Origin of the sequence: Zhongshania aquatica, from assembly GCF_027257955.1 — a bacterium.
GTDB lineage: Bacteria > Pseudomonadota > Gammaproteobacteria > Pseudomonadales > Spongiibacteraceae > Spongiibacter > Spongiibacter aquatica.
Genome location: NZ_JANZNQ010000010.1, coordinates 102030 through 120917 on the forward strand (window position 1 = coordinate 102030; position 18888 = coordinate 120917).

General features: G+C 49.0%; 16 protein-coding genes and 1 tRNA gene. 3 read left to right on the forward strand and 14 right to left on the reverse strand.

Annotated features, from left to right (window positions below; all coding sequences use genetic code 11):
- Window positions 1-31: 31 nt before the first annotated feature.
- On the reverse strand, window positions 32-1246 hold the full coding sequence (gene serB / locus O9X78_RS11840; protein ID WP_269619899.1) for a phosphoserine phosphatase SerB: 1215 nt from the start codon (window positions 1244-1246) through the stop codon (window positions 32-34).
- Window positions 1247-1507: 261 nt separating this feature from the next.
- Here serB and O9X78_RS11845 point away from each other — a divergent pair, with 261 nt between their 5' ends.
- Window positions 1508-2710 carry a hypothetical protein gene (locus tag O9X78_RS11845; protein WP_269619900.1) on the forward strand — a complete coding sequence of 401 codons (1203 nt, stop codon included), beginning with the start codon at window positions 1508-1510 and terminating at the stop codon, window positions 2708-2710.
- A gap of 64 nt (window positions 2711-2774) precedes the next feature.
- On the opposite strand, the gene parC is transcribed toward O9X78_RS11845, so the two are convergent.
- Window positions 2775-5033, reverse strand: coding sequence for a DNA topoisomerase IV subunit A (gene parC, locus O9X78_RS11850; protein ID WP_269619901.1), 2259 nt, complete (start codon window positions 5031-5033; stop codon window positions 2775-2777).
- 149 nt (window positions 5034-5182) lie between these two features.
- Here parC and O9X78_RS11855 point away from each other — a divergent pair, with 149 nt between their 5' ends.
- The gene (locus O9X78_RS11855) at window positions 5183-5437 is read left to right on the forward strand and encodes a hypothetical protein (RefSeq protein ID WP_269619902.1); all 255 of its coding nucleotides are present in this window, start codon (window positions 5183-5185) and stop codon (window positions 5435-5437) included.
- Between the two features lie 17 nt (window positions 5438-5454).
- Here the strand turns inward: O9X78_RS11855 and O9X78_RS11860 are convergent, their stop codons facing one another.
- Window positions 5455-5637, reverse strand: a complete 183-nt coding sequence (locus O9X78_RS11860; RefSeq protein ID WP_269619903.1) for a hypothetical protein — start codon at window positions 5635-5637, stop codon at window positions 5455-5457.
- 111 nt (window positions 5638-5748) lie between these two features.
- Here O9X78_RS11860 and O9X78_RS11865 point away from each other — a divergent pair, with 111 nt between their 5' ends.
- Window positions 5749-6231: an FKBP-type peptidyl-prolyl cis-trans isomerase gene (locus O9X78_RS11865; RefSeq protein ID WP_269619904.1), complete on the forward strand. Its 483-nt coding sequence runs from the start codon at window positions 5749-5751 to the stop codon at window positions 6229-6231.
- A gap of 24 nt (window positions 6232-6255) precedes the next feature.
- Here O9X78_RS11865 and O9X78_RS11870 read toward each other — a convergent pair whose 3' ends face one another.
- The 11 genes from O9X78_RS11870 to O9X78_RS11920 all read right to left on the reverse strand — a co-directional run bounded on the left by O9X78_RS11870 (window position 6256) and on the right by O9X78_RS11920 (window position 18883).
- Window positions 6256-7143 (reverse strand): alpha/beta hydrolase, encoded by an 888-nt coding sequence (locus O9X78_RS11870; RefSeq protein ID WP_269619905.1) that lies wholly within the window; start codon window positions 7141-7143, stop codon window positions 6256-6258.
- Window positions 7125-8990 carry an Lnb N-terminal periplasmic domain-containing protein gene (locus O9X78_RS11875; protein WP_269619906.1) on the reverse strand — a complete coding sequence of 622 codons (1866 nt, stop codon included), beginning with the start codon at window positions 8988-8990 and terminating at the stop codon, window positions 7125-7127. Before O9X78_RS11875 ends, O9X78_RS11870 begins: the two co-directional genes overlap by 19 nt.
- Window positions 8991-9051: 61 nt before the next feature.
- Entirely contained in the window at window positions 9052-9534 is a 483-nt protein-coding gene (locus tag O9X78_RS11880) for a DUF3015 domain-containing protein (protein ID WP_269619907.1), read from the reverse strand.
- Window positions 9535-9702: 168 nt separating this feature from the next.
- Window positions 9703-11823, reverse strand: coding sequence for a polyribonucleotide nucleotidyltransferase (gene pnp, locus O9X78_RS11885; protein ID WP_269619908.1), 2121 nt, complete (start codon window positions 11821-11823; stop codon window positions 9703-9705).
- Between the two features lie 75 nt (window positions 11824-11898).
- On the reverse strand, window positions 11899-12168 hold the full coding sequence (gene rpsO, locus O9X78_RS11890) for a 30S ribosomal protein S15 (RefSeq protein ID WP_103682983.1): 270 nt from the start codon (window positions 12166-12168) through the stop codon (window positions 11899-11901).
- A 139-nt stretch (window positions 12169-12307) separates the two neighbouring features.
- Entirely contained in the window at window positions 12308-13237 is a 930-nt protein-coding gene (truB, locus tag O9X78_RS11895) for a tRNA pseudouridine(55) synthase TruB (RefSeq protein WP_269619909.1), read from the reverse strand.
- A gap of 5 nt (window positions 13238-13242) precedes the next feature.
- Complete coding sequence (rbfA, locus tag O9X78_RS11900) at window positions 13243-13629, reverse strand: 30S ribosome-binding factor RbfA (protein WP_269619910.1); 387 nt, start codon at window positions 13627-13629, stop codon at window positions 13243-13245.
- A 28-nt stretch (window positions 13630-13657) separates the two neighbouring features.
- Entirely contained in the window at window positions 13658-16444 is a 2787-nt protein-coding gene (gene infB / locus O9X78_RS11905; RefSeq protein WP_269619911.1) for a translation initiation factor IF-2, read from the reverse strand.
- A 29-nt stretch (window positions 16445-16473) separates the two neighbouring features.
- Window positions 16474-17976: a transcription termination factor NusA gene (nusA, locus tag O9X78_RS11910; RefSeq protein ID WP_269619912.1), complete on the reverse strand. Its 1503-nt coding sequence runs from the start codon at window positions 17974-17976 to the stop codon at window positions 16474-16476.
- A gap of 46 nt (window positions 17977-18022) precedes the next feature.
- Entirely contained in the window at window positions 18023-18478 is a 456-nt protein-coding gene (rimP, locus tag O9X78_RS11915) for a ribosome maturation factor RimP (RefSeq protein WP_269619913.1), read from the reverse strand.
- 319 nt (window positions 18479-18797) lie between these two features.
- Window positions 18798-18883 (reverse strand) — tRNA-Leu (locus O9X78_RS11920).
- Window positions 18884-18888: the final 5 nt, after the last annotated feature.

Sequence of the window (18888 nt, forward strand, 5' to 3'; positions counted from 1 at the left end):
TCTGCCCGAATATATTTAAGCGCTACCGGGGCTATTTCCCCGTTAAGCGATCGCTAATTCCCAGCAAATATAAAATACCGTCCAAGCCTAGGGTCGAAATAGACTGCTTGGCATTTTCACGAACAATGGGCTTCGCCCTGAAAGCAATACCTAAACCGGCGATACTTAACATCGGTAAATCATTCGCGCCATCGCCAACCGCGATGACCTGTTCCAAATCTAAACCTTCTCGCTGAGCGATCTCGCGCAACAATTCTGCCTTGCGCTTGCCGTCTACGACGATACCTTCTACCTCGCCAGTGACATGGCCATCGCGAATAACCAGCTCATTAGCGTAGACATAATCAATACCCAACTTGCGTTGCAAGTAGTGACCAAAATAGGTGAAACCGCCAGATAGAATTGCCGTTTTATAGCCCAGCAACTTCAAGGTAGAGACCAAGTTTTCAGCGCCTTCCGTAATTTTCAAACCTTCCGCAATACCGGCTAACACCGATTCATCGAGCCCTTTGAGTAACGCCACCCGCGCCTTAAAACTCTCGGTAAAATCGATCTCACCACGCATCGCGCGCTCGGTAATTTCTGCAACTTGCTCACCAACACCCGCAGCAATCGCAAGCTCATCAATGACCTCCGCTTCAATCAGCGTAGAATCCATATCAAAGGCGACTAAACGGCGCGTACGACGGAACATATTGTCTTCTTGGTAGGCAATATCGATATCCATCTCGCTGGCTAAGTGCAGCAGCTCCTTACGGAAGTCAGTAGCGTCGGGCAAATTCCCCCGAACAGACAACTCCACAGATGCTTTCGATTGTTGCGCCACACCTTCTAAAGGCACCCGTCCAGACAAACGATCTATACGGTCGATATTTAATGAATAGCGAGATACCACATCGGTAACACCGGCAATATGCCGCGCGGTAATTTTGCGCGCTAATAAGGTGACAATGTGACGTTGCTTACCTTGACCCGACACCCACTGGTTATAACTCTCAGGGCTGACTGGCAGAAAGCGCACCTGCATGCCCATTTCATGGGTGCGAAATAAAATATCCTTAAGGATGCTGGCCGCTTCAACGCCTGCTGGCACTTCTACCAATAAGCCCAAAGACAAATTGTCATGAATAACCGCTTGGCCGATATCTAAGATATTCACCTGATGGTCTGCCAAAATACTGGTGATCGTGCTCGTCACCCCGGGCCGATCATCCCCCGCTATATTGATCAATATGATTTCGTTCACACCACCCCCTGCAGCAATCGGCGTATTGTAGCGGTAGACGTGACTCCACCCAAGCTCTGCAACCTTGAAAAACGCTGTTTAATATAGAGAGCAAATACTATGTGGTCGGCGGCCACGCTAAAAAAGCGGAGTTTACACGGAGTAAATGCGCATTTTGTATACTCCCGATACCCAAGATGCCGAGCACAGTAATTAATCAGAGCGTTCCTTGATATACTCTTAAAATAACAACAGCCTCGCTTTCCAGATGGAATGTTCACAATGCTCAAGCAGCTCCTCAAATTACCTTTGTCCGCAAAATGCGGGCTCATTACCGCACTGATATGCGCTATTGCAGGTATGACATTATTACTGACCAGCATGACCGCCAGTAAGCAGATACTACTTGAAACCACCCGTTTAATAGGCCAGCAATGGACTAATCAACTGGCATCACAAAGCCAACAGGCGCTGCTGCGGAACGACAAAGTAAGCCTTCAGGCTATTTTACAAGACTATATCAATAGCCCACTCATTGTTTATGGCAGTATCGCCAATTCCCGTGACGAAACTGTTGCGGAGACGGGACACTGGCGCGCTGAAAATCTGAATTACGAATCGCCGGTTGCCGCCGACGGGCGGTTGGGTCTGGTAAAACTATCACTAAGTCGGGAGCTCATTGGCGACGAGATACGCGACTTAGGTAAAACGCTGCTAATTCTTACCGGCTTATTAGCCTGCTTTAGTTACGCCATTATTGCGGTGCCCATGCGCCGTATAGAAGGGTTTTTAGAGCTAGCCCGCGCCCGTATGGCGCAACCCTTAAGAAATGATCACAGCAGTTATCCTGGTATCGACAGCTTAGGACTATTGTTAGAGGAAATACATAATCCGCAGATTAGGCTTAGCAAACTCGGCAAAAACCGCTTCAAAGATTACTATGTTTTGCACTGCCACTGGCAGGCCTATGACGCCCTTAAAACGCAAATGGCGCCCGATAGTTTTAAGGAGCACCTGCGCACTAGCTACGCCCGCGGCGAGGCAATTGCCAAACTTTACCACGCCGATATTGTCGTTCACCGGCACAACGCCATTACCCTGCGTTTCTTTGAGGTCGCAGGCACTGACTACCCGTTATTTCGCGCGCTGTGCTGCGCAGACTTATTTCAAAGCCTAGACAAAGTATTGCGCAGCCGCGCGGGCATCGCACACATCTACGGCGAAGGTGATCACTGGGAATGCGCCGCCAAAGAGTGTGCAGCAATCGATCAACTGCACACCGTCACATCCGAAGGCAAAGGCACTTGGTTAGACGACGGCAGTCGAAACAATGAACGCTTAGATGCATGGGTGGATATTCGTGGCAATCACGTCAGCGCGATGAAATCGCCTTACAGTGATTTATTAGAGAGACAGCAAACCCAGCTTAAAAAATTAACCCTGGACTCGTATAAGCAAGACGCGCTCAGATCATCAACTAGCTAATCTTCTACTCAAAAAGGCGCAGAGCTAAATGGCTCTCCGCCTTTTTGAGCAACAGCCAAAAATCTTAGCCAGCTGCCACCGTTTGCAAAGCATCCACTTTTTGGAAGCCACGCGGCAATTTATGTCCACGTCGTCCGCGTTCACCTAAATAGTGCTCCAGTTCAGAGAACTTCAAGGACAAGTGTCGCTTACCTGAGATCACTTTTAAGATATCGCGCTCAGAGAAAATAGCCACCGCTGACACATACTCTTCTCGATTGGCGACTCTAGCTGACGGAATGCCGATCATTTTATTACCTTTGCCACGGGGCATCAGCGGCAAATCTTTAATTGGGAAGATTAGCATGCGCCCTTCTGTTGTGACGGCAACAACATGGCTAGTTTCCATGTCTGCAATCGCTACTGGCGGCAGTACCAAGGCACCTTTAGGCAAGGTCAGCGCAGCTTTACCCGCCTTATTCTTGCTCTGCAGGTCAGACAATTTAGCGATGAAGCCATAGCCAGCGTCAGACGCCAATAAATAGTGGCCGTCATCGCTCCCCATCATCATGCCAGTGAAATTCACTCCTGACGGCGGATTGATCCTACCCGTTAGTGGTTCACCTTGGCCGCGCGCAGATGGCAGGCCGTGGGCCGCAACTGTGTAGGTTCGTCCCGTGCTATCAAGAATAATCACGGGTTGATTGCTCTTGCCCTTCACCGACAATTTATAGCGATCACCCGCTTTATAGCTCAGACTAAGTGGATCAATTTCGTGACCTTTACCGGATCGAATCCAACCCATATCTGACAGCACAACAGTTACCGGCTCAGCGGAGACAATATCTTCTTCTAAAAATGCACGCGCTTCGGAGCGTGTTACCAATGGGGAACGGCGGTCATCGCCAAACTCCTCAGCAGCTGCCAGCAATTCTTTGCGCACCAAACTCTTCATACGACGCACAGAACCGAGAGTTAACTCTAAACCATCGCGCTCTTTGGCAAGCTCATCTTGCTCACCGCGAATCTTCATTTCTTCAAGCTTCGCCAAATGCCGTAATTTTAATTCGAGCACCGCTTCAGCTTGCGTATCAGTAATGCCAAAGCGTTCCATCAATACCGGCTTGGGCTGATCTTCTTCACGAATAATCGCAATGACTTCATCAATATTTAAAAATGCGATCAACAAGGCATCTAAAATATGAAGACGCTTAAGTACTTTATCTAAGCGGTATTCTAAGCGACGACGCGTTGTCGTTGTGCGAATTTCCAGCCATTCAGATAAAATTTTATCGAGGCCTTTTACCTGCGGACGACCATCGATACCGATCACATTCATATTCACGCGGTAGCTGCGCTCTAGATCAGTGGTGGCGAACAAATGATTCATCACCGCCTGCTTATCGATACGATTAGAGCGGGGAATAATCACCAACCGAGTTGGGTTTTCGTGATCTGATTCGTCCCGCAAATCCACCACCATCGGTAGCTTCTTGGCCTGCATTTGCTGGGCAATTTGCTCCAGCACTTTGGAACCCGAGGTTTGATGAGGCAAAGCCGTGATGACGATGTCTTCGCCCTCATCCTGCCAAAGCGCGCGCATGCGCAGAGAACCGCGGCCACTTTCATACATCTTCCGCAGATCTTCCGCAGGGGTAATAATTTCTGCGTCAGTAGGAAAATCAGGACCTTTTACGTGTTCACATAGCTCAGCAACACTGGCATTGGGCGCATCCAGTAAATGAATACAGGCGCTGACCACCTCACGCAAATTGTGAGGTGGAATATCCGTGGCCATGCCCACCGCTATACCGGTTGTACCGTTGAGTAGAATATTTGGCACCCGCGCTGGTAAGGTAGCGGGCTCATCCATTTGGCCATCGAAGTTGGGTACCCAATCAACCGTGCCTTGGCCTAATTCGCTGAGCAGCACCTCGGCGTATTTGGTTAATTTAGACTCGGTGTAACGCATCGCCGCAAAGGATTTCGGATCGTCTGGCGACCCCCAGTTCCCCTGACCGTCGATAAGCGGATAGCGGTAAGAGAAGTTCTGCGACATCAACACCATGGCTTCATACACAGCACTGTCACCATGGGGGTGGAATTTACCGATAACATCACCCACAGTACGCGCAGACTTCTTATGCTTAGCATTAGACTTAAGGCCAAGCTCACTCATTGCGTAAACAATGCGGCGCTGCACCGGCTTAAGGCCATCGGCAATATTTGGCAGGGCGCGATCGAGAATAACGTACATGGAATAATCCAAATACGCCTTCTCGGTGTAGCTTTTCAGTGGCATTTGCTCGACGCCGTCGGCGCCAATCACAATAGTTTCTGACATATTCTGTTATTCAATCCTTATCAAAAATTCACGGCGCACCACTAGGTACAACCCACTACTGAACACTTTGCGCTCTAAGGGTAATTACGAAGATTCACTTAGCGCAAGTCTCCGTATACTGAATCCACGTTGATCAGAGGAGATCCAACATGACTGCGCAAAAAGTAGTAAGCCTATCAGAATATCGTCAAGATACGCAGCAGATGCATATAGACGACGTTAGCGCACAAGCCTTCTTGTTTCTACAAGAACAGGCCCAGGAACTCGATCTCCCCATGCGCAAATTACTAAAAGAGCATTTACTAGGCATCGCCTGTGTCGTCAAAGCCGTCGAAGGCCTAGATGAAGCGCAAAACTGGCTGGCAATCATCAGTGACGAAATTAGTGCCACTGGTCATCACTAAGCCCCTGCAATTCTATTCTAATGTGCGGTGATTTTCTTTTCACCGCAACGCTCGCAAACATACACGGTAATCAACTTCCCCAGCTTCACATCAAACTGCTTAGCCTTATCAACCCGCCATTTGTGAAAGCCTTCACGACACAAGGTATTTGGCGTTTTGCCCAGCGGTGACTTTCGCTTAAAGGGCAGCACATCGCCCATAGTAACTCTCCTATCAGATTCACTAAAACGCCCTACCACTACGTGGATTTCGCGATTACTATACGCGCCTTGAGATAGCTGCGCGATAACAGAACGCAACGAGGAGAAATCATGGAAATCAGTCGCAATAAAGTCGTGTCATTTCACTATGAGTTACGCGATGGCCAAGGCGCCGTGTTGGAAGACAATTTCAACGACACGCCATCTTTATACATGCACGGTGCAGATAACATTATAAGCGGCTTAGAAAAAGCCATGTCTGGCCACACTGTAGGCGATGAATTTGAGGTCACTCTTCCCCCGGAAGATGCCTACGGGAATATCGAGCCCAATAAATCAGAGCGTATTCCCGCCAAATACCTCAAACACGAAGGCAAAATAAAGGTCGGCCAAGCGGTGCGTTTTAATACCGACAAAGGCATGCGCAACGCCACAGTGATCAAAGTGGGTAAATTTTCAGTCGATGTAGACCTAAATCACCCGCTGGCCGGACAAACCCTTACCTTTAAAATACTCATCAAAGATATTCGGGACGCCACCGACGAAGAAATTCGTCATCGCCATGCCCATGGTGAAGGCGGTCATCAGCACTAATAGGAATGCTGTCTTAAATGCAGCTTATTGCGATGCGCGCCACACCTTGGCCGCATCGCGAATAAACGCGTCGACAGCATCTCGGTTTTTTAATATCGAAAATGTCTCTATATGACCACCTTGGTAGCTTAGTCGCTGCTTTGCTTGTTTGGCAGCAGCAAACAGAGTTTCGGAGTGAGAATAGGGCACCACCAAATCTTGTCTACCGTGAATTAACATCAAGGGAAGCGGCGAAATATTCGCGATCTCATCAACTAGATCATCACCCTGAGGCATCGCCCAGTTAGCGGGATACTGAAACAGCCAAGTGAGCCAACTTCCTGCCGCCACTTTTTTCGCGATATCGCCATAGCCCGTAAAACCAGCATCTAAAATTACGCCCGCCAAATTGGGGTAATTCTCATGAGTCCGCGCGACAGCGACACCCGCTAAGCTTGCTCCAATGCTTTGCCCCAAGACTACTAAAGGCAAATCTGCCTGATCGGACTTAATAGACAACCAATCCAATGCACCCACGATATCTGCCTGAGCACCTTTAACACTCGGATACCCAGGTGACTCACCATAGCCACGATAATCGATTAAAAGTACATTAATATGGCGCTCTGGCAACCAATACACACTGGCCAAATGGGTACTTATATTTTCAGCATTGCCGTGAGCAAACAACACCGTAGCAAGTGCTTTATCTTTAGCGGGCAACCACCAGCCATGTACTTCGCCGCCATCTGCGGTCGAGAATCTGACATCACGATAATTCAAGCCAACATCAGCGGGCGTTCGAATGAGCTGCTGCTGAGGAAAAAACAATAGACTCTCACAGCCACTCACCAGCACCGCCAAAAACAGCAGTAGTACGCGGGTACGCCAAGTTTTGCAGCTTATTTTATCCATCAGAAATACTGTCGCCATGACAATTCTAAAGCCGCAGATTCAGCTCCATAATCCTTATGGTAATCCACGCTGGCGCGAATAGCCTGATTCTTCGCAATTGTCACATTTGAGCTAAGTGACAGGCGTTGCTTTACCCCTTCGCCCACATCATTTCCACCACCAAAATCAATATAACTTGCGCTCAACTCTGTTGCCCAGCGGCTGCCCTGCCATAGCTGGCCAACGCTTATTTGCGGCCCTATGCGCAAGCGATTATCGGCATCGTCATTGTGTTCTAATCGCGCCCCCGGAATAATATAGGCAACTCCGCCAACAAATTCTGTAGATACACCTGCGCCACCACTTACTCTGGCAACTAAGCTTTGATCTGGCGATGTATCCAAGCGCTCAAGTCCTGCATTTACCTGCCAGCTCAAGGGAGAGAAAAAGGCGTTACGGGGCGCCAAGGATCGAATCGCTACTGGATCAAATCGCTGCAGGCGAAGCGACTCATTATCTTGCCAGCGGAGTTTAAGCTGCCCCATCATCAGGGTCGCGCCTTCAGGATAGCCAGCCACCGAATCTAAGGCATCGTGGTAACTAATACGCCACTCTAAATCTGCATACTGCCTGCTTTTTCGAACACCGCCAGTCACACCGAGTAATGACGTCGCATGCCCCTGATCTGGCCGACCCGGCACTGGAGGTAAGGGCAATGACTGTGAGCCGTAAGACTGAATCTCGCGGAGCAGTGTCAGGCTACGTGTCGCCTGCCCAGGGCTTCGTTGCTCACGGTTACTGGTGTAACGCAAATACCGATAAGCAGCCATTACTATCTGCTGACGCTCCGACGTGGTGTATCGTAAATAACGCGGATCAGTGAGCTCTTTCTCATCTGCTGCCAAGCGCAACACCAACTCTTTTTGCGCAGCATCTAAGCCCATCAGCACCGTTTCAAGCTCTACGCGCCTAGACGCCCGATAGCTCGGCTCTTCAGTTAAGCCACTTTCAACCACCTGTCGCACTGTATCTACGGGCATCGCTGCCCGCGCAAACATAGACGTTAAGTCCAAGTCAGGCATCGCAACTTCAAGTAACTCTAATAGCCGAAAGGAACAATTCTCATCAAAAAAATAATAATCAAAATTAATATCACGCAACTCCCAAGTATGCGCCATGAGCATATCAATTTGATCAGCTGTTAGTGTTAGCGGGTATTCCCAAATATCACGATTTTCAAGACGGCTATATTCTTGAATTTTTTCATAATAAGGTTGCATGCTAAATAAACCGGGATAGCCACCTAATATTCCTCGGTAGGCATACAACATACCGTTTTCGCCCGGAGGAATACTCGCCGCAAAATTTAGAGCATAGGATAAAAACGCACTTTCGCTGCGCTCACCTGCGGGGTCTAAGCGCAAAAATGTATGCCCGTACATCGAGGAAGGACTATTCAAATAGCTCGCGGCCAGCACTAGCACCACGCGTTCAATATCTATTTTTTCGCGCCACTCCGTGTACTCCTGGCAATGATCTAGCAAGCCTGACACTACGATATGTTGACGGGATAACCACAGATATCGTGCGGGGTATCGGCATGCCGTTTCAACAGGGTTCTCAGCGAATGCTGTTAGAGTCTCTGTTAACTCCGCTTCTTGATCCATTGCGCCGTTAGCAGCAAGAAAAAACCGAGTATCGTCTATATAGCTAGCCGCCACGCCATCGAAAAAAGTAGTACCGCGCGGAATATGTAATAAAGCCCGCCAAGCCGCACTATTCAACAGCTGTAAGCGGTCGACCTCTTGAACTGGCTGCATTTGTGAATATACAGGTAACGACACAGTAAATAGCAGTATCAGCACTGCCACACGGCTTTCAAACATTATTGTTCTCAATAGCAAAACGGCCCCGAAGGGCCGCCAACAATCTCAATATTGAATAAAACTATGAGACGTATTTTGACAAGCGTTGGTCTTCTTTCATGATGGCAAAAATCGATGCCATAACCGCATCAGCTTGCACATCCGCAGAGGGGAATAAGCTGTCAAAATTATTGTGAAGACTTTCTTTAAACACAGCACGATCTTCTGCACTAATACCTAGTGACACAGCAACAGCGGTTAATGCTTCGCCATCGCCACGGGCTACATCTTCAGAAAATTCATCCATGATAGCGCCAACGTTGACCACCTTCTTGCCGCCATACGTCAACTGGCCATCAGCTGAACAACCATTTGTACCAGAGGTCATTCCGAAAGTGTTATTACCAGACGTGCCGTTAGTAATAGAGGCAACGAGATGTGATGGCAAGCCAGATTGGCCAGCAAACAACATATTGCCCCAACCACAATTTGGACCACCGGGCGCAACAGCAAATGATGCGCTTGAACATGCTATTAAAGCCGATGCGATAAATAGTTTCTTCATAGTCAATCCCTCGTAAATTTTATATTTAAAAACCGCAGGCAGAGATTAGCACAGCCAACGAGCTTGTCTACGTTTCAAATATAAAATTCTATGAATAAGCTTTTTACAGGCAAAAAAAACCCCGCATAGCGGGGCTTCTCGAGAAAGGATTAACGCTTATTCAGCGCTTTACTCACTCGTTTCTGCTACTGCTGCAGCGCTATCAGCTATCGCTTCTTTAATAGACAACTTGATACGACCACGAGCATCAACATCCAGTACTTTAACCTGAACATCTTGACCTTCGGTGAGGTAGTCGCTGACATTTTCTACACGCTCATCAGAGATCTGAGAGATATGCACAAGGCCATCTTTACCTGGCAGAATAGTCACGAACGCACCAAAGTCTACGATACGAGCTACTTTACCAGTGTAAGTTGCACCAACTTCAGCTTCTGCAGTAATTGCCAGAATACGGTTTACCGCATCATCGCGTGATGCTGAGTCAGAACCGTATACACGGACGGTACCGTCGTCTTCGATATCGATTTGCGCGCCAGTTTCTTCGCACATAGCGCGAATAGTTGCGCCGCCTTTACCGATGATGTCACGGATTTTATCGGAATCCACTTTCATCACGTGCATGCTTGGTGCGTTATCAGAAACACCGCTACGCGAGGTCGCAAGAACCTGATTCATCTGACCAAGAATATGCAAACGAGCTTGCTGAGCTTGCTCAAGCGCCACTTCCATAATCTTTTGAGTAATACCTTCGATCTTGATGTCCATCTGCAATGCAGTAACACCGTCGGCAGTACCGGCAACTTTAAAGTCCATGTCACCCAAGTGGTCTTCGTCACCGAGGATATCGGTCAAGACTGCGAAGCGCTCGCCTTCTTTAACCAGACCCATTGCGATACCGGCAACGGGTGCTTTAAGCGGCACACCTGCATCCATTAATGACAAGCTGCCAACACAGACAGATGCCATGGAGCTAGAACCGTTTGATTCGGTAATTTCAGACACCACACGAATAGTGTACGGAAAATCTTCTACGCTTGGCAAAACTGCTTCCAAGCTCCGACGCGCCAAGCGGCCGTGACCGATTTCGCGACGGCCAGTACTACCCATACGACCACACTCACCTACTGAATAGGGAGGGAAGTTGTAGTGAAGCATGAAGTTATCTTTAAACTCACCAGCCAACGCATCAACAAACTGCGCATCGCGGCTAGTGCCTAAGGTAGCAACACCGATAGCCTGAGTTTCACCACGGGTGAACAAAGCTGAACCGTGCGCCTTACCAAGTACACCAACTTCAACATTGATTGGACGCACGGTGCGTCCATCACGGCCATCAATACGCGGCTCACCGTTCAAAATACGTTGACGAACGATTTGCTTTTCTAGCTTCGCAAATACACCTCGAACGTCGTCGGCGCTGTATTGTGCTTCGTCGCCAGTCGCCAATTCAGCAATAGCTTGGTTACGCAATTCGCCAACTTTAGCATAGCGTTCCATTTTATCAGTAATGCGGTAAGCATCACCCAAGCCAGCTTTGTAACCGCCAGCTACCGCGCCCAACAATGCGGTGTTTTCTTCTTGAGGCGCCCAAGTCCAAACTGCTTTGCCAGCTTCGCTCGCAAGCTCTTTGATTGCTTGAACCGCAGCTTGCATTTCTTGGTGTGCGTATAACACTGCACCCAACATTTGATCTTCGGTTAACTGCTGCGCTTCAGACTCAACCATCAATACAGCGTCTTGCGTACCGGCAACAACCATATCTAACAGGCTTGTTTCTAGCTGTGCAAAGCTGGGGTTAAGGATGTAGCCATCTTCTGCAGTAAAACCAACGCGTGCTGCGCCAACAGGACCTGCAAATGGAACACCAGACACAGCCAACGCTGCTGAGGTGCCAATTAACGCGGCGATATCCGGATCGTTCTCTTTGTCTGCAGACATTACAGTACAGATAACCTGCACTTCATTCTGGAAACCTTTAGGAAACAATGGACGAATCGGGCGATCGATCAGACGTGACGTTAATGTCTCTTTCTCTGAAGGACGCGCTTCGCGCTTGAAGAAACCGCCTGGAATTTTACCAACGGCGTAAGTACGCTCTTGGTAATGTACAGACAGAGGGAAAAAGTCCTGACCAGGCTTGGCAGATTTTGCCGCCACAACGGTACACAGAACTTGCGTATTATCGATAGTAACCAATACCGCGCCAGTCGCTTGTCTAGCGATACGGCCGGTTTCCAAGGTAACAGTCTGGCTGCCCCACTGGAATGTTTTAGTAACGGGATTCACGGAGTAATTCCTCCCAAAATAAGGGTTATATAAAGTAATAAGGGGGCCACTAAGGCCCCCTCACTTATTCTTGTTTTAGCGACGCAGACCTAGACGTTTGATCAATTTGCTGTAACGCTCTTGGTCTTTGCGTTTTAAGTAATCCAGCAATTTACGACGCTGGTTTACCATGCGAATCAAACCACGACGTGAGTGGTGATCCTTTTTGTGGCCTTCAAAGTGACCCTGTAGTTTGTTGATGTTAACTGTTAATAAAGCTACCTGCACTTCTGGAGAACCCGTATCGCCTTCAGCAGTTTGGTAATCCTTAACAACATCAGCCTTCTCAATAGCAGATAATGCCATCTTCTCTTTCCTCATTACGAATATGCGTTTATAAATCGAGCCAGACCGCGCATATTTACAGTCAGGTTCGGAAGAAATGGCCTTTTGCCACTAACTTCATTTCCTTTTACCGGTGTCCCGGCACAAATTCAGCCGCGCATTATCCCACAGTTGAAAGCAAACGACGAGGTGTAACGCGCCCATCGTCTAAAATTTCACCAATTCCGAGGAATTTTCCGCCCTCGGCGAGTAAAACAACCTCGCCCGATGTCGGCGCACCGGATACCTGCACCGGCTGCCCTTGCAGTAAATAGTAGGCCGCAGTGTCGCCTAGGGTAAGTTGAGGGATATGACCCAACGCATCGGTGATTGGCAACAATAACGCATCTAACCCGTCAAAATCTTCGCGGTCGCGAAGGGCTTGTAATTGCTCTGTCGATACCGACTGAGCCTCAACAAACGGGCCAGCCTGTAAGCGACGCAAACTCGACACATGCGCGCCACAACCGATAGCCGCGCCCAAATCCTCAGCCAGCGAGCGAATATACGTTCCCTTGGTGCACCGAACGCGCACCACAGCCACCGCTAGCGCACCCGGCGTAAAGGATTCCAATACAAACTCTCGAATCGTGACCGGCCGTGCAGGACGCTCAACCGTTATGCCTTTACGTGCCAATTCATACAGCGGCTTACCGTCACGCTTAAGCGCCGAATACATGGGTGGCACTTGCAAAATATCACCACGCAATTTGGCTATTTGCGATTCAAGTTCGGCTGCAGTGAGATGTGACGCGTCAACTTCCGCCAATACGCTGCCTTCGGCATCGCCAGTATCGGTTTGCTGACCAAAAATGAAGTGGCTGCGATATTCTTTATCTGCATCCAATAAAAATTGCGAAAACTTGGTCGCCTCACCAAAGCACACAGGCAATACACCTGTCGCCAAAGGATCTAAGGCGCCGGTGTGCCCCGCTTTACTGGCATTATAAATTGCCCGAGCGGTGACCATTGCACCATTAGAAGAACGACCGGGGGGTTTATCCAATACCAAAATACCGTCAACAGACCGGCCTTTACGACGTCTCGCCAATGCAGCTATTCCCCGTCGCTATCCGTATAACGGCTGCGATCAGCGTCAACTGCATCTTGAATAAGCTTACTGATATGTTGGCCACGATTAACGCTGGTATCGTAATAAAATCGCAACTGCGGAGTAGTGCGAGCATTGTTGATCTTGGCGACTTGGCTTCGTAAAAAACCCGCGGCCTTATTCAACACATCGAGAGACTCTTTCGCCTCTTCAGGCGTATTTTTACCCATGACGGTGACGTAAATCTTAGCATGGCTCAAGTCACGACTGACCTGAGCGTCTATGACACTGACCATGCCAAGACGCGGGTCCCTAAGCTCCTTCTGGATAAACGTACCCAACTCTCGCTTTAAAAAATCCGCTATCCGCGCTGTACGGCTAAACTCTTTCAATTGACTCGCTACTCCGCAACGTCAGCCCCTAGAGGCTACGTGCAATTTCCTTCACTTCATACACTTCGATCTTGTCACCGGCGCGCACATCTTTGTAATTCTTAACGCCGATACCACACTCAAGGCCATTCTTAACCTCGGAGGCATCGTCTTTAAAGCGGCGCAAAGACTCTAGCTCACCTTCGTAGACAACAACATCGGCACGCAGAACACGAATACGCTTGCTGCGATAAACCGTACCCTCAATAACCATACAACCTGCAATGTCGCCAAACTTAGGTGAACGGAATACGTCACGCACTTCGGCAACACCGACAATTTCTTCACGCATTTCAGGGCTTAACATACCCGTCAAAGCGGCGGTTACATCGTCGATAACATCGTAAATAACGCTGTAATAACGAAGATCAACACCCTCGGTCTCAGCCAATCTACGCGAGCTAGCATCAGCCCGTACGTTAAAGCCGAACATTACTGCACCAGACGTCAACGCAAGATTCACGTCTGTCTCAGTAATACCACCAACACCCGCCGATACGATATTGACACGAACCTCGTCATTACCAATATCCATCAACGACGCCTGCAAGGCTTCTAAAGAACCGCGAACATCGGTTTTAAGAACGACATTCAGAATACGGCGCTCCGCTGATTCCATGCTTTCAAACATACGATCAAGCTTAGCTGCTTGTTGGCGTTTAATGCGCTGCTCACGGTCACGCACTTGGCGGAAATCTGCAACTTCACGAGCACGCTTGTCGTTTTCAACAACAACAAAGCTGTCACCCGCATCCGGTGTGCCATCAAGACCTAGTATTTCAACTGGAATTGACGGACCGGCTTCTTTAACAGGCTTGCCATTTTCATCAAGCATCGCACGAACACGGCCTGAACACTGACCGGCCAACACGATGTCGCCTTGACGTAAGGTACCGCTCTGAATCAACAGTGACGCAACCGCACCACGCCCCTTATCCAAGCGCGATTCGATAACCAAACCTTGAGCAGGTAAATCTGCCGCCGCTTTCAATTCAAGCAATTCTGCCTGAAGTAAAACTGCGTCTAATAATTTATCTATGCCTTCACCAGTATGCGCAGAAACGTGCACAAACTGAGTATCGCCACCCCATTCTTCAGAAATAACGTCTTTCGCAGACAGCTCATTCTTCACTCGGTCAGGGTCAGCGCCTTCTTTATCCATTTTATTGACGGCAACAACCAAGGGCACACCAGCCGCCTTCGCGTGGACAATTGCCTCTTCGGTCTGTGGCATCACACCGTCATCCGCAGCAACCACCAAGATCACGATATCGGTACTCTTAGCACCCCGTGCGCGCATCTGCGTAAACGCTGCGTGGCCCGGTGTATCAAGGAAGGTGATCATACCGTGACCGGTTTCAACGTGATAAGCACCAATGTGCTGGGTGATACCACCCGCCTCACCGCTGGCTACCTTCGTTTTACGAATATAGTCGAGCAGCGATGTCTTACCGTGGTCGACGTGACCCATAACGGTAACAACAGGAGCGCGCGAGATCATGGTACCCGCGCCACGAGAACCCAATGTTTCCTCTAGCGCTTCTTCTACCGCATCCTCGGAAACCAACTTAACCGTATGCCCCATTTCCTCAACGACCAATTGTGCCGTCTCTTGGTCGATAGGCTGATTGATGGTGACCATCATGCCCATTTTAATCATTTCTTTAATAACTTCCGCAGCCTTAACTTTCATTTGCTGAGCAAGTTCTGCCGCGGTGGTGGTCTCACCAATATTAACGGCATAGACAATTTTATCCGTCGGCGCTTGGAAGGCGTGACGCTGCGCATCATCTGGCAATTTCAAGGTCTTCTTCTTACGACGACCGCCGAAAGAACCTGCGCCATCTATATCATCACGCTTATTACCACGTGATTTGCCACCCTTACGACGCGGACGATCATCATCTGTGGCAGCTTCTGTTGGCGCTGCACGACGGTGATGACGTGGCGCTGGCTTTTCTGCAGCCTCATTACCACTGTCTTTGGACGCTGGTGCGGCCGCAGCAGGGGCAGGCGCCTTTGCCTTCACTTTACGCTTTTCTTCATCGCGTTTTTTGTCAGCCAAGACTTCAGCGCGACGCTCTTGAACACGCTTCTCTTCTTCTTTGCGACGCAAAATAGCGCGCTGACGAAGAACTTCCGGATCGACGTCTAATACGTCTTCGACCACTTCGCGGTATTCATCTGTTTTATTCGCTGGTGCAGCAGCAGGCACAACTGGCTCAGGCTCTTGCGCGATAACGGCCGGCTCTTCTTTAACTGGCTCAGGAGCCTTCTCTTCAACAACAGGCTCTGGCTCAGGCTCAGGCTCCGGTGCTTTCTCTTCAACAACAGGCTCAGGACTAACAGGCTCAACCTTAGGTTCAGGAGTAGCTTCAACAACTGCCTCTACCTCGGGCGCTGCGTCTACATCAGCTGTATCATTTAATTCTGCGCGCAAACGCTCCTCAGCAGCAGCTTCCGCCGCCATCTCCGCAGGATCGCGCTTGATATAAGTCCGCTTTTTACGAACTTCAATATTAACGGTTTTCTTACCCGCACCAGACCCGGTTTTGAGCGTACTTAAGGTCTTACGCTTCAAGGTAATCTTCTGTGGCGCCTCGGCTGATTCTCCGTGGCTCCGCTTTAAGAAAGTCAGCAGGGTTTGCTTGTCTTCATCAGACACAACTTGCCCAGCAGCGCTGTGCGACAGCCCTGCCTCTTTCATTTGCCTTAATAATCGTTCTACTGGCGCGCCAACGACTTCGGCAAGCTGGCTCACGGTAACTTCAGCCATTCATCATTCTCCTAAACGGTACGACTCGCTTACTTTGCAGTTTCGTCTTCGTCTGCAAACCACGGAGCACGGGCAGTCATTATTAACTCACCAGCCCGTTCTTCAGTCATATCTTCAATATCGAGAAGATCTTCAACAGCCTGTTCGGCTAGATCTTCCATCGTTACAATGCCGCGGCTGGCAAGGATAAAGGCAAGGTGTTTTTCCATGCCATCCATTGTCAATAAATCTTCAGCGGGCTCTGCGCTCTCTAACTTTTCTTCACTGGCTATCGCCTGGGTCAACAAGGCGTCTTTAGCGCGGGCTCGCAGCTCTTGCGCAATCTCCTCATCAAAACCTTCAATAGACATCATTTCTTCAAGTGGTACGTAGGCAACTTCTTCCAAAGTTGTAAATCCTTCATCCACCAACACTTCTGCAATGTCTTCACCCACATCGAGGGCGTCAACAAAAAAGCTTATTATCTGACCAGATTCTTGCTCGTGCTTAGCACCCATTTCTTCAATGCTCATCACATTGATGGTCCAGCCGGTTAGCTGACCTGCAAGCCGAACGTTCTGACCAGCCCGACCAATTGCCTGAGCAAGGTTATCGTCTGCAACACCAACATCCATTGTGTGAGTGTCTTCATCTACAACAATAGACTCGACTTCTGCAGGGGCCATGGCATTAATAACCAGCTGTGCCGGATTATCATCCCAAAGAATAATATCAACACGCTCATTGCCAAGCTCACCAGAAACCGCCTGCACACGCGAACCGCGCATACCAACACAGGCGCCCACTGGATCTATACGACCGTCATTCGTTTTTACAGCAATCTTAGCCCGCGAACCTGGATCACGAGCCGCCGCACGAATTTCGATAACATCTTCGGAAACTTCTGGCACTTCAATTTTGAAAAGTTCGATCAGCATTTCTGGGCATGCACGGCTAAGGAATAACTGCGGGCCGCGAGCCTCGGGACGAACATCAGCCAAGATGGCGCGAACGCGGTCGTTGATGCGAAACACTTCACGGCCAACCAACTCTTCGCGCGGCAACAAAGCCTCTGCGTTATTGCCGAGATCAACAATAATACTGTCGCGGGTTACTTTTTTAACCGTACCGTTAATGAGCTCGCCAACACGACTGCGATATTCATCAACGATTTGCGCACGCTCTGCTTCACGCACCTTCTGAACAATAACTTGTTTTGCAGTTTGTGCCGCAATACGACCAAAGCCGACATTCTCAACGATCTCTTCGTAAATGTCGCCCGCTTTTAAATCAGCGCTGTATTCATGCGCTTCTTCGATCGTTAATTGGGTACCCAGCAATGCCATTTCGTCGTCTGGCATAACTAACCAACTACGAAAAGTCTGATAGTCACCCGTGTGGCGATCAATCACGACACGAATTTCTGAGTCTTCGTCATAACGTTTTTTGGCGGCTGTTGCCAATGCCTGTTCAATCGCTTCAAAAATGATGGTCTTCGACACACCTTTTTCGTTCGATACGGCTTCAACTACCAGCAATATTTCTTTACTCATTATCCGCCTCTTTCCGCAGCCGGCTATCTGAAATCGTCACCCTCGATTAAAACCGAGGCACAACGTTCGCTTTATCAATTTGATCGTAAGGCAGCAAATAATCATGCTCCTCAACCATCAACACCACATCACCTTCCTCGATACCCATAAGACGACCGAGAAACTTACGACGCCCTTCAAAGGACGTGCGCAATCGAACACTAACATCACTGCCTACGTACTGCTCAAATTGAGCCAAGGTATACAGTGGTCTATCCATTCCCGGCGAAGAAACCTCAAGGTTATATTCACCAGTAATTGGATCTTCAACATCTAAAACACCGCTGATCTGATGACTCGCCTTTGCACAGTCATCAACGCCAATACCTTTTTCACTGTCTATGTAGACGCGCAACAAGGTATGGCGACCATGAGACTGATAATCTAAGCCCCAGAGTTCGTAGCCGAGCGCTTCCACACCCGGCCGTATCAATTCTTCTAACTTGACGTTCTTGTTGGACAAGTTCGCTACCCACCAATAAAAAATGGGCCCAAGGCCCACCAACGAAATTCTTTGACGCATACCTATTGGCTATACGAAAAAGCCCCTTTGGAAGGGGCTTCTAAAAACTTCTGATCTATATAAAAGCGAAGTCACCCTACGCTCAGAGTCGGCCACAAAAATACGCGATACCGCCCATATCAGGAGGCGCATTATAGTCGGCACCCACAACTAGGTCAAGCCAAACCCTTGGCAAGGAGCATAACACCCAGCTTATTTCAGGCAGGCATAAAAACAAAAAAAGGATAATTACTCATCGCAATTATCCTTTTCTATTTTTTGGTGCCGAAGGCGGGACTTGAACCCGCACGAGCTATGCTCACCACCCCCTCAAGATGGCGTGTCTACCAATTCCACCACTTCGGCTAATT